Source organism: Bordetella holmesii (genome assembly GCF_020735985.1).
In the GTDB taxonomy this organism is placed as follows: domain Bacteria; phylum Pseudomonadota; class Gammaproteobacteria; order Burkholderiales; family Burkholderiaceae_B; genus Bordetella; species Bordetella holmesii.
This window is the reverse complement of record NZ_CP085973.1, coordinates 995,420-1,007,810: the sequence shown is the minus strand read 5'-3', so window position 1 is coordinate 1,007,810 and position 12,391 is coordinate 995,420. Positions and strand designations below refer to the sequence as shown.

General features: G+C 63.1%; 10 protein-coding genes and 1 pseudogene. 2 read left to right on the top strand and 9 right to left on the bottom strand.

Annotated elements, in window-relative coordinates:
• Window positions 1–82: 82 nt before the first annotated feature.
• From LK440_RS04735 to LK440_RS04725, 3 genes are all read right to left on the bottom strand, one after another.
• Window positions 83–946 (bottom strand): undecaprenyl-diphosphate phosphatase, encoded by an 864-nt coding sequence (locus LK440_RS04735; RefSeq protein WP_005014806.1) that lies wholly within the window; start codon window positions 944–946, stop codon window positions 83–85.
• 20 nt (window positions 947–966) lie between these two features.
• On the bottom strand, window positions 967–2,553 hold the full coding sequence (locus tag LK440_RS04730; RefSeq protein WP_005014808.1) for a TerC family protein: 1,587 nt from the start codon (window positions 2,551–2,553) through the stop codon (window positions 967–969).
• Between the two features lie 204 nt (window positions 2,554–2,757).
• Window positions 2,758–3,537, bottom strand: coding sequence for an inositol monophosphatase family protein (locus LK440_RS04725; protein WP_005014810.1), 780 nt, complete (start codon window positions 3,535–3,537; stop codon window positions 2,758–2,760).
• A 144-nt stretch (window positions 3,538–3,681) separates the two neighbouring features.
• On the opposite strand from LK440_RS04725, the gene LK440_RS04720 reads away from it, so the two are divergent.
• The gene (locus tag LK440_RS04720; RefSeq protein WP_017685279.1) at window positions 3,682–4,491 is read left to right on the top strand and encodes an RNA methyltransferase; all 810 of its coding nucleotides are present in this window, start codon (window positions 3,682–3,684) and stop codon (window positions 4,489–4,491) included.
• A 102-nt stretch (window positions 4,492–4,593) separates the two neighbouring features.
• Here LK440_RS04720 and LK440_RS04715 read toward each other — a convergent pair whose 3' ends face one another.
• Complete coding sequence (locus tag LK440_RS04715) at window positions 4,594–5,589, bottom strand: Bug family tripartite tricarboxylate transporter substrate binding protein (RefSeq protein WP_005014814.1); 996 nt, start codon at window positions 5,587–5,589, stop codon at window positions 4,594–4,596.
• A gap of 176 nt (window positions 5,590–5,765) precedes the next feature.
• Here LK440_RS04715 and LK440_RS04710 point away from each other — a divergent pair.
• Window positions 5,766–6,521 (top strand): annotated as a pseudogene (locus tag LK440_RS04710) (IclR family transcriptional regulator).
• Window positions 6,522–6,537: 16 nt separating this feature from the next.
• Here LK440_RS04710 and LK440_RS04705 read toward each other — a convergent pair.
• The 5 genes from LK440_RS04705 to LK440_RS04685 are packed head-to-tail and all read right to left on the bottom strand — an operon-like array spanning window position 6,538 to window position 12,387.
• Window positions 6,538–7,380 (bottom strand): mechanosensitive ion channel family protein, encoded by an 843-nt coding sequence (locus tag LK440_RS04705; RefSeq protein ID WP_005014819.1) that lies wholly within the window; start codon window positions 7,378–7,380, stop codon window positions 6,538–6,540.
• A gap of 58 nt (window positions 7,381–7,438) precedes the next feature.
• Window positions 7,439–8,539: a DUF1513 domain-containing protein gene (locus LK440_RS04700; RefSeq protein ID WP_005014820.1), complete on the bottom strand. Its 1,101-nt coding sequence runs from the start codon at window positions 8,537–8,539 to the stop codon at window positions 7,439–7,441.
• Entirely contained in the window at window positions 8,529–9,599 is a 1,071-nt protein-coding gene (locus LK440_RS04695) for an imelysin family protein (protein WP_005014821.1), read from the bottom strand. The genes LK440_RS04700 and LK440_RS04695 overlap by 11 nt, the downstream gene beginning before the upstream one ends.
• Entirely contained in the window at window positions 9,596–11,068 is a 1,473-nt protein-coding gene (locus LK440_RS04690) for a di-heme oxidoreductase family protein (protein WP_017685284.1), read from the bottom strand. The genes LK440_RS04695 and LK440_RS04690 overlap by 4 nt, the downstream gene beginning before the upstream one ends.
• 20 nt (window positions 11,069–11,088) lie before the next feature.
• Entirely contained in the window at window positions 11,089–12,387 is a 1,299-nt protein-coding gene (locus LK440_RS04685) for an imelysin family protein (RefSeq protein WP_005014823.1), read from the bottom strand.
• Between the last annotated feature and the right edge of the window lie 4 nt (window positions 12,388–12,391).

Sequence of the window (12,391 nt, the reverse complement as noted above, 5' to 3'; positions counted from 1 at the left end):
GCGCAAGGTGCCCAAAAAAGCCTGAACCCGGCGCGTGGCCGGGTTCAGGCTTTTTAGTTGGAGCTTCTTGCGCCAGCGTCAGTCATTTGGACAACAGCCAGATGGCCACCACGATACCCAGCGCGATGCGGTACCAGGCGAAGCCGCGATAGGTATGATTCGCCACAAAGCGCAGAACGGCGCGCACCACCACCAGCGCGCTCAGAAACGCGGCAACGAAGCCGACCGCAATCCCGCTCAGGTCATGGCTGGTGAGCACATCCATATTGCGGTACATGTCATAGACAGCCGCACCCAGCATGGTCGGCATGGCAAGGAAAAAAGAGAATTCGGTCGCGGTCTTGCGCTGAATGCCGGCAATCATGCCGCCAATGATGGTCGCACCCGAGCGCGAGGTACCTGGAATCATGGCCAGGCACTGCGCCACGCCCACTCCGAGCGCCTGCTTCCAACTGATGTCTTCCAGGCGACGCGCCGTCGCACGCTCATCCGAGGCCGTGTCATCGGCCGCCCCCGGGGCGTCACCCGGAGTTTTAGGAGCCCGCCACTCCACCCACAGCATGATCAAGCCGCCGAGCACCAGCGTGACCGCGACCACCCCCGGGTGGTAAAACGTCTGCTTGATGCTCTTGATGAAAATGGCACCGATGACCGCAGCCGGCAGAAAGGCCAGCAGCAGGTTGCGTGTGAACAGGAGCTCCTGGCGCTCGCCGCAGAGCGTGCCGCGGACCAACTGCCACAAGCGCGCGCGGAAAATCCACATCACCGCCAGAATGGACCCCAGCTGGATCACCACCTCGAACACCTTGCCCGAGCCGGACTCGAACTGTATCCAATCGCCAAAGAGAATGAGATGACCCGTGCTGGAGACGGGTATGAATTCAGTAAGGCCCTCGATGATGCCGAGGAAAAAAGCCTTCAGAAGGTAAAGCGTGCTGTCGCTCACAGAATGTACATCCGAAAAATTTAGTCGTGATCGTAATTGTCGGGATCTTCGAGCGCTTCGTTGATGGATCGTTCCACCCGCACGGAGGCGATGCGGCGGCCATCCATGCGCAGAACTTCGAAACGGAAGCGGAAATAAGGTGTCTCGTACTCGCAGCTGTCACCCGGCTGCGGCAACTGCCCAAAGCGCATCAGCAGGTAACCTGCCAGCGTGGAGTAATCCTCGGATTCGTCGATCAACCCTTCGGTATCGAGCACTTGCTCCACATGCCGCAGATCAGCCGCGCCGTCGATTTCCCAGACACTATCGTCCTTGGCGATAATATCGGGCACCTCATCCTCGTCGGGGAACTCGCCGGCAATGGCCTCGAATACATCGATGGGCGTGACCAGCCCGGCGATGGCGCCGAACTCATCGGCCACCAGCACCAGTTGGCCGCGCGAACGTTTGAGGGTTTCCATTAGACGCAGGATACCGATGGATTCGTGCACGATGATCGGATCGCGCAGGCGGTTGCGGCGCACCTGACCCTCGGCAATCAGGTCAGCCACCATGTCCTTGGCGCGGCCTATGCCGATGACCTCGTCCAGCGAACCCCGGCAGACGGGAAAAAAGCTGTGCGGGGTATCCATGATCTGCTTCTGGATGGCCTGGGGATCATCCTCGATATTGACCCACGACACATCGATGCGCGGGGTCATGATCGAGTGGATGGAGCGCTCGGCCAGGGTCAGCACGCCACTGACCATGTTGCGCTCCTCCACGCCGAAGGCGGCTGTAGCAGGTGCCTGTCGATCCGGTTCGAGGTCGGCGTCGACCTTCTGCGGCCGCTTACCCAGCATGCGCAGCACCGCCTCGGCGGTGCGGTCGCGCATGGGGCGGCGGGCATCGAGCTTGAGCAGATTGCGCCGCGCCACCTGGTTGAGCGCCTCGATGAGTACTGAGAATCCGATGGCGGCGTACAGATAGCCCTTGGGCACCTTGAAGCCAAACGCTTCGGCCAGCAGCGAAAACCCGATCATCAGAAGAAAGCCCAGACACAGCACAACCACGGTCGGATGGGCATTGACGAAACGGGTCAGCGGCTTGGAGGCCGCCAGCATGATCCCCATGGCGATGATCACAGCGATCATCATGATGGCCAGGTGGTCGACCATGCCCACGGCAGTGATCACCGAGTCCAGCGAGAACACCGCGTCCAGCACCACGATCTGCGTGACCGTGACCCAGAAGCTCGGGTAGGAGCGCAAGCCTCCCACCACCTCCTGCCCGCCGCCCTCGAGCCGCTCGTGCAGTTCCATCGTGCCCTTGAAGAGCAGGAAGAAGCCGCCCAGCATCAGGATCAGATCCCGGCCCGCAAACGAAAAGGGCCCAAGGGAAAACAGCGGCCGGGTCAACGTGACCAACCACGACATCACCGACAACAGGCCCAACCGCATGACCAACGCCAGACTCAGGCCGACGATGCGCGCGCGGTCACGCTGCGAAGGAGGCAGCTTGTCCGCCAGGATGGCGATGAAGATGAGGTTGTCTATCCCGAGGACGATTTCAAGGATGACAAGGGTAAGCAGGCCGACCCACGCGGCGGGGTCCAGCAGCCACTCCATCAGGCACTCCACAAGTTACAGGACCGATTATCGTACATGGAAAAAATGTGTCACGCGGGTGACAAAACCTGGCGGCCCATGGCGAGCGCATGCCCGGCAACAAACCTGACAAACCGATGAAAAACCCCCGCAACCTGGATGTTTGTCCAAGCTCGGGGGTCCGTCCGGCGTGCCAGCACGGGCACGCCTGCTAGCGCTGGCAGATCAGGCCTTGGCCTGAAGCGCCGTCAGCATATGGGTGAAGATCTTGGGGCTGCCGGCCAACACATTGCCGGTGTCCATCCAGCCCTGTTCGCCGTCGAAATCGGCCACCAGACCGCCGGCTTCCAGTACGAGCAGACTGCCCGCGGCCACGTCCCAGGGCTTGAGGCCCACGCCGCAAAAACCATCGAGGCGGCCGCTGGCGACATAAGCCAGCTCCAGAACGGTCGACCCCAGACGACGCACGCCGGTGCTGCCTTCGGCCATGTTGCGGAACCGCGAAGATCCCTGATCCGCATCGGCTGGCGTGGGCCAGTGTGCGCCCAGCAAGGCTTCGTGATAGCGGATGCGGCCAGAGACGCGCACACGGCGGTCATTGAGGAAGGTGCCGCCGCCACGGCTGGCCGTGAACAACTCATTGCGTGCCGGATCATAGACGACGGCCTGCGTCACCTGGCCGCGCTGCGTCAGCGCGATAGAAACCGCGTAGTTCGGCAGCCCGTGGATAAAATTGGTCGTGCCGTCCAGAGGATCGATGATCCACTGGAACTCTGCCTGATCTGGGCCCTGCAGGCCATATTCTTCGCCCAGCACGGCATGATCGGGGTAAGCCGCGCGCAGGAACTCGACAATGGCCTCCTCCGCGGCGCGGTCCACTTCCGTGACATAATCGCGCGGACCCTTGCGCGCCACGGTCAGGCGGTCGGGATCGAGGCTGGCGCGATTGATGATGGCGCCGGCACGGCGAGCCGCCTTGATGGCGGTATTGAGCATCGGGTGCATAGAATTCCGTTCGGTAAAGGCCTGGCCTGCGCGGATGCATGGCAAGGGAGTATCGTACTTCGCCTGAAGGCATTTTGCCCTGCGGCTCCCAACCTGGCGCCCCGCAAAACCCAGGAAAGCACAAAGCCAAACTTCCCATTTTAAATGACTCAAGAATTTTCACGTGCTCGCTTCATCATGGTGCAGCCCAGCCACCCCGACAACGTCGGTTCGGCAGCCCGCGCCATCAAGACCATGGGCTTTGCCGATCTGGTTCTGGTCGACCCTAAAATGCCTGACATGACGGTCCAGCCCGAGGCGCTGGCCCTGGCAAGCGGCGCGGTCGACGTCCTCGAGCGCGCCCACATCTGCGCCACCCTCGAAGAAGCGCTGGCACCGGTAACCCTGGCGTTTGCCCTGACCGCGCGCGTGCGCGATCTCGGCCCTCCGCCGTGCGACATCCGCCAGGCGGCCACGCTCAGCCGCGAACACTTGGATAACAATCCGGGAGGCGCGGTGGCCATTGTTTTAGGGACAGAGCGATCAGGGCTCACGAACGAGCAGATCGGGCTCTGCCAGCGTATCTGCCACATCCCCGCCAATCCCGAATACAGTTCGCTGAACGTGGCCCAGGCGCTGCAACTGGCAGCCTGGGAGTTGCGCTATGCACTGCTCGACGGCGCCGGAGCCACGCTGCTGCCACCATCCAGAGCGCAACAACCGGATCCTGGCGCGCAACTGGCCAGCGGCGAAGCGGTACACGCCATGCTCGCGCACTGGGAGCAGGCCCTCGTGGCGGTGGATTTTCTCAACCCGGCCCACCCCAAGAAACTCATGCCACGCATGCGGCACCTGTTTACTCGCGCGGCCCTGACCCGTGACGAAATCGATATGCTTCGCGGTGTCTGCACCGCCATGCTCGACGTCGCCAGCCGGGCCGCACCGCGCAAAAGCCGCCGCGACGAAGCGAACTGATCTCGGGCGGCCAAAAGAGGATGCGGCCGGCTGCCGCACCGCAAGACAATAAAAAAAGGGGCGACGCACCGCGTCAGCCCCCCTGCTTCGCCGTGCTAACAATCAATCGACGCGCGCACCCGAAGTCTTGACCACGGGGGCCCAGCCTTCGACTTCCGACTTGATGAACGCACCAAACTCGGCCGGCGTGGTTTTCTGTCCGATCGCCCCCAGGCTTTCATAGGCTTTTTGCACGGAAGGTTTATCCAGACCCTTCATCATGGCCGCGTTCAGCGTGTCGATCACATCCTTCGGCGTGCCAGCAGGCGCGACCAGACCGAACCACGACGACACATCGAATTTATCAAAGCCGGCCTCCTGCATGGTGGGCAGATCCGGTGCGCTCTTGGAGCGTTCGGCCGTGGTCACTGCCAAAGCGCGCAGCTTGCCCGATTGCGCGTGGGGCCAGGACGAAGGCATGTTGTCGAACATGAATTGCACCTGGCCGCCGATCAGATCGGTCACCGCTGGGGCGCTGCCCTTGTAGGGCACATGCAGCACATCGATGCCGGCGCGTTGCTTGAACAGCTCGCCGGCCATATGAATGGAAGTGCCGCTGCCTGAGGAGGCAAAAGCCAATTTGCCTGGGTTGGCCTTGGCATAAGCCACCAGTTCCTGCACGGACTTGACCGGCACTTGCGGATTGATCACCAGGACATTGGGCACCTTCGCACCCAGCGCCACCGGCGCGAAATCCTTGACCAAATCGAAATTGACGTTCGAATACAGCGTCTGATTAATCGCACTGGTCACGGCCACGAACAGCAGCGTGTAGCCATCGGGAGTCGCGCGGGCGACATAGTCCGTGGCGATATTGCTGCCGCCGCCCGGCTTGTTCTCGACCACGAAGGATTGCCCGAGTGCCTCGGTCAGTTCCTTGGCCATGATTCGGGCGATCACGTCGGTCGTGCCCCCGGCGGAAAACCCCACCACGATACGCACGGGCTTGTCCGGATAGGCAGCCAGCGCGGGGGTCGAACTCAGGGCAAAAGCGCTTACAGTACCGGCGATCAATCCGGTGAGGGCGCGCGCCAGACGAGGCTTTTTGGCCAATGTCATGCGATTGTCTCCATGCAAAGTGTCCATGGTATGGACGTATAAAAATTATGATTGTTTGGATGATGCGCTATACATGGCGGTTAAGGCAAGGTAGAGTCCACCTTACGGACGCTGGCCAGCCACCGGGCGCCAGGGCCCGACGAGCCGCGATTTGGCCTAGATAATCAGAGACATACATGCAAGAGAGTGAGACCGCGGCTGCCGGGCCGCGTACCCTGCGCCGGGGGCTAACCGTACTGGCGGCTTTGCGCGATCAGGGCAATAACGGGCTAAGCGTCACCGACATTGCACGACAAACCGGCATCCAGCGCCCGACCATTTATCGGCTGCTGGCCGCCCTGCTGGAGGCAGGGCTGGTGTCAACCGTCCAGGGCAGCAAAAAATACCGCGCAGAACTCGGGGCCTAGCCAGACATCATCTCGCCCGACCCGCGAGTGCGCCCGTTGTTGCCCATCCTGAAGCGTCTGGCAGACCGCACTGGCGACGCCGTCTTTCTGGTCGTGCGCGACGGCGACGACTCGGTCAGCCTGCACCGCGAAATCGGCAGTTATCCGGTGCAGATTCTCGCGACCTACGCTGGCAAACGCCAACCCTTGGGTGTGGGATCGGGCGGCATGGCCATCCTGGCCGCGTTGGCCGACGACAGCGCCCACGACATCGTGGCTCGCAACTCTGGCCGGCTGGATGAGTTTGGTGGCATGACAACGCACGAAATGCATCGCCTCATCGAAAACACGCGTTCGCGCGGCTATTCGGTCGTGGGCAATCACGCCGTGCGCGGCGCCCTGGGCGTCGGCTGTGCCCTGCTCGATGGGCAGGGTTTGCCTCTGCTGGCCGTCAGCGTGACGGCTATCATCGACCGCATGCCAGCGCAGCGTCAGCGCGAGATCGCTGGCTGGATCAAAACCGAGCTGGCCCGGCTCAAGACCTGAGCGGGCCGGCCTGAGGTCAGGCCGCGGCGTCCTTATCCGCAGACGGCGGGGCCTGGATTTCGCGTACCGGGATGGGCGGGCGAAAGCCTGCCTCGGCCAGCTTGCTCCGAATCTGCTGGAACAAGTCCCAGCGCAGATCCCAGTAGGTTGCCGCCTTGGTCCAGACGCGCACATTGACCACTGTGCCGTTGTCGCGATACTCGATGGCGCGGACCACCGGTGCGGGCGTGGCATCGACGAGCGGATGGTCTTTGACCAATGCCTCAAGGCGACTGACGGCGGCCTCCAGATCGTCGGCATAATGGATGATCACCGGGATGTCGCAACGGCGATTGACGTTGCGGCTGTAGTTGGTGATGGTCGATGTCCACACTGCGCTATTGGGCATGGTGATGTTGATGCCATCGGACTGCACCAATCGCGTCAGGAACAAGCCGACCTCTTCCACAGTGCCTTCGTTACCCGAGCTCAGCGCGACATACTCGCCGGCCCGGATGGGCCGCAGTATCAACAGCATGATCCCGGCGGCAATGTTCTGCAGTGTGCCTTGCAGCGCCAGGCCAACGGCCAGGCCGGCCGCGCCCAGTACGGCGATCAGGCTGGCGGTCTGCACGCCAAAGCGGGCCAGCACGGCAATCACGGTAAAGATGCGCACGGCCCAGACCACGGTAGTCTGGAACATCGGCACGATGGTGGGATCGATACGCGCAGAGCGTTGCGCCACCCGGCGGACCCATCGGCCCAAACCCGAAGAGACCCACCAGCCGATGATAAGGATCAACAGCGCCACGAGCAGGTTGATGCCCAGCTCCAGCAATTGGGGCATGAGAGCGCCCATGCCTATAAACCATTCTTTCATGTGTACTCCTGGCCAGTCCCGGCGTCAGCAACTTCCGGACTCTAGCAGAAGCGCCGGATCACCCCAAGCGCGGCACGCGGCGGAAATGGTTGTCCCAGGACTGATCGCGGCTGGCAGATATCAACGGGGCGCTCGGCGTGTGGGGACCGGCTGCGACCATCGCGCCCAACCCGCTGGAAACCAGAAACCCGGCTCCCGGTGCAGGCGCGACCCCGCAACCGTCGGCCAATGCTGTGGCGCCGAGTTGCCTGCCGCTGAGGGCATCCCAGTACAGCACCTGCCCGCCCACGGGGCTGGAAGTCGCCATGACGTGGCCGCTGGCGTCTGCGGCCACCGATCCGACATAGTTGCGCATGCCCCGCAATCGTTCCGGATCGCCGGCAAAACACTCCATTGGCTGGCCGCGCCGATGCCGGCCAACCAAGGCCGGACGCTCATTGGCCGGCCCCATGTGCTGGCAGCCGAACCACACCGCGCCGTCGGCAGCCAAGGCCAGATGCCGGATGGACAGCCGATGCCAACGCGCGGGCAATTCGACGTTTTCCAACAATGTCCCGCTGGTGGCATCCAGATAGGCCAGCGACGGCCGCATCGTATCCAGGTTCAGCTCGAGCTTGCCATAATCGGGATGGGTGAGAATGCCGCCGTTGGCCACGCATAGCGTTTTGCCATCAGGCAACAGGATGACCTCATGCGGCCCGATCCCGCCGCTGGAGAACTCACCCACCCGGCGCGGCGTACCACTGACATCGTAAATGCCAATAACGCCCTGCCCGGCGTCATAGTCATTTTCGGTGGCCAGCATCAGCCTGCCGCCGGGCAGGTACACCCCGTGGCCGAAAAAATGCCGCCCAGCGGCAGCCTCGATGACCTGCGGCGGCCGTTGGCCACGCAGATCGAAGCTCAAAGCGAAAAACCCTGGCTGGCGGCCAAATACGGTGGCGCGCTCGCCATCGATGGCGAAACTATGGCCTCGATCGGGCATGGCAACCACATGCCGATCGCGCCCCCGTTCGTCGAGCACGACGACCTCATGCCGTCGGCCTCGCAGACGCGCCGTTACATAGAGCTCACCCTGCGGCAGCGCCGCGGACAGGCGCCCGGGCAATAAGAGTGCGCTGGCGCCCAGTGCTAAGAAATCCCGCCGGTCAATCGCCATCGAGTGCATTAAATCCTATGGTCACGCCCAGGGCTGGCGCGATATCCTGGTCCACCACATCTTTGGCGTTCTTGATGACCATGGCCGCCAATACCAAGGCCTCTCGCGATTGCGCCTGCGTGAAGGCGGCTTCGGCCGACGCCGGCACGGACGCCACCAGCGCAGCGGCCTGCTTTAACTCGTGCGTCAACGTGTCGGCCAGCCCCTGTGAGCCCGTAGCAAACACATAGCCTCCGGCTTGATAGAACGCCAGCAATCCGTTCAGGCTCGCCGCCAGCGTCGCACCAGTCTGACCGCTTCGCCAGAAGGCGGCACGTTTGGGACGCGCCGCCTGCGCATCGGCGCCCAATACGGGCAGCAAGTTGACATCGCGCGCAAACTGCAGCCCGGTCGACAGCGCCTTCATGGCCTCGGCAGCGACCTCCTCGCTGCCCCGGTAAAGATCATTATCCTGCGCAGGCGCGGTGAACTGGCGGCCGAACTGCGCCTGCGCGCTCCAGGCCTGCCGCAACTGCGCGGCCACATCGTGAATATTGCCGGCCACCGCCGTGGCATAGGCGCAGGCATATTGGGATGCCGCCGCCTGGGGTTCGGAGGCGCGCAGCAAGGCCGGATCGCCATAGAGCAGATACTCCAACGCAGGCAGGCCTTGAATGGCCACGCTGCGGCCTGCCCACCCACCCTCGGCCAGCACCGCAGAATCGGCGGCCGCCAGCGCGCTGTGCAGTTGCCTGGGCATCACGCCACGCGTGTCGGGCCAGAAATACAGGCGCTCGAAACGGTTATTGTCGACCAGCGGTCCAAAGCGCAGAAATGCGACAGCGGACCACGCCCGAGCCAAGGTGGCGAAGGCTGCCGACACCTTCTCCGTACCCGCCTGGGAGGGCGTCTTGCACCATGCCTGCAGCTCGTGATGCATGCTGCGCGCGCTGTCGTCCAATGTCGCCATGGCCGGCCGCGCATAGCCCTCGGCCAGACGCTGGCCCAGGTCGGACGGCGGCGCCGCCCATGCGGGAACCGAGCACAGCACGCCAGCCAGCACAAAGAGCGGGGACTTCATAAAGACTCCAGAAAGCGGATCAGATCGGCACGTTCGGCCGGCGTCATCTCGACGACGCGGTCGCGGGCGGCCTGGGCCTCGCCACCGTGCCAGAGGATGGCCTCCAGCAGGCTTCGGGCACGGCCGTCATGTAAATAGGTCGCGCTGGGATTGACCTGTGCGGTCAGCCCTATGCCCCAAAGTGGCGGCGTGCGCCATTCGCGTCCGCTGGCCTGACCGTCGCTGACGCCATCGGCCAACCCGTCGCCCATGTCATGCAGCAACAGATCCGTGTAGGGCCAGATAAGTTGGAACTGGTGCTCCGGTTGGGAGGCATCGCGGCGCGTGACGTACTTGGGCACGTGGCAACCTATGCAGTTGGCCTGATAGAACAGCTTCTTGCCGGCCAGCACGCGCGCGTCATCGGCATCGCGGCGCTGGGGCACGGCCAGGTTCTTGGAATAAAAGGTCACGAAGTCCATCAGCCGGCCAGGGACCTCGTGCTCGCCCAGGTGAGCTTGCGCGCCATGCGGCATCTGCGCACAGGCCTGCTGCGCGGCGGTGCAGTCGCCATAATGGCTCGGAAACAGCGGTGAAGACAGCCCCATATCATTGGAGAATGCCGAGGCGCTTTGTTGCTCGACAGTGGACTGACCAGCCTTCCAATTGAAGCGTCCTAATGCCTGCTTGCCTGTGCGTAGATCGAGCACCCAATTCGGTTTACCGCGGATTCCGTCGCCCTTGTCCGCACGGGCGTTGGCCAGGATGTCCTGCTCGTCGATGGCTTCGAGCAGCCCCAGGCCGATCATGGGCGGAGCCAGGCGCGGCGATAGCTGCACACCGGGCTGCATGGGGCCATAGCCCAAGTCCTCGATCCGATAGGCCGGTTTCATGAGGGTGGCCGTCTCGCCTCCGGCCAACGGCACCGTGACAGGGGTGTAATCCACCTCCAGGCGCCCCTCGCTGGGCAGGCCCGCGACCGAGAAATTCTGCAATTGGGTACCATACACCGGATCAGGCAGGGAGGCGAGCTCCGCGGTCGACAGCGCGGGTTGCCCGGCGGCCGGCACCGCCGCCACGGCCAGGCGCAACAGCAGCGCTACCGCGTCGGTGCGCTCCATAGGATCGAATCCCGGCACAGAGCCTCGGCCGTCCTTAACGTGGCAACCCTGGCAGGAGCGCGCATTGAACAGCGGCCCCAACCCGTCAGAAGCCTGGGTCGACGATGGCGCGGAGACCCAGTCCTTGCGAAACAACCCGTTGCCCACCAAGAATTGCTGCCGCCCTTCGAAACTAAGATTGGCCGAGGCATGCGAGAAGATATCGGCATTGATGAGCTTCTTGATGGTAGCCGCCCCCGCCTGCATGGTCTCGAAAGGCTCGGCCGCCGAGAAATCGCTGGTCGCTGCCGTAATGCGCTGCACACGCTCCGTATCGGCAGCGCTCAGGTCGCTGCGCGCGCTGGCGCCGGCCGAGGCCAGCGCCACCATCAGCCAAACAAGCGAAGGTTTCACTTGAAAACGGCGTCAGGCTTGTCGAGGCTGTCAGAACCTTCGATGGCTACGTCGCCCAACTCCAGCAAGGCGATGACACGTTCCAGACTACGCGTCTGATCGATGAGGCGATCGATGGCTGCCTGAACCACGGCGTTGCCTTTCTTGTTGCCTTCGGCAATCATCTGGTCGTAGGTCTCAACCTTTTCGGCGCGATCGCGCATGGCCTGCATGGCGGCCACCGTAGCGTCCAGTTTGGTACGGACCTCGGCATCCAGCTTGGCATCCTTCGCCTTGACCAGGTCAGACAGGCTTTCGCCCTGCACTTTGCTGCCATCGGGGCGTTGATAGCTGCCCAGGTAGACATTACGGATGCCCAACTGGTTGTAGTAGTGCGAATTGTGCGTGTTGTCCGAGAAGCAATCATGCTCTTCCTCGGGGTCGTGCAACATCAGCCCCAGCTTCATGCGCTCGCCGGCCAACTCACCATATGACAGGCTGCCCAGTCCCGTGAGCATGGCCACCAGGCCAGCCTTGGGATCTTCGGCCACGGCTTTGCGGGCTGCGCCATCGGCCTTCCATTGCTCGGACATGTCTTTCAGGTCGTCGACCAGCAGCTGAGTCACCGCCTTGAGAAACTCGATGCGGCGCTCGCAATTGCCCCCAGTGCAGTGCTTGGGATCGAAATCGGTATGCGGACGATTGCCAGCATGGCGCTGCTGCGGGGTGCCCGCCCTGTCCTTGGGCGCGGGGCCGCTGCCGTTGAGATCCTGCCCCCAAAGCAGAAACTCGATGGCGTGATACCCCGTGGCCACGTTGGCTTCATTGCCATCGGCTTCGTGCAACACCTCCGACAGAAGCTCGGGCGTGATCTTGCTGGCATCGATGGTTTTACCGCCGACGGAAATCTGGGCGTTGCCGATGACATTGACGGCGTAAAAGGCGTTTTCGTCGCTCTCGGTGCCGTAAGAGGCATCCACGTAATCGATCAGCCCCTCATCCAACGGCCAGGCATTGACGCTACCTTCCCAGTCATCGACGATAGGGTTTCCGAAGCGGAAAGCTTCGGTCTGCTGATAAGGGACACGGGCTTCGATCCAGGCCTGGCGGGCAGCAGCCAGTGTGGCCTCGCTGGGGTTGGCGATGAGCGCATCGATCGCCTTCTGCAGGGCTTGTGCCGTGGTCAGCGAATCTTGGTAGCCGGCCGCCGCGATGTCCGCATAGGTTTTGACCACGGCCTTGGGCTCGATGGCTGCCTGAGCGCCCCCAGCAACGACGGCGGCCACCAGCAACATGCCTTGCAGCAACTTGCGCATCCAA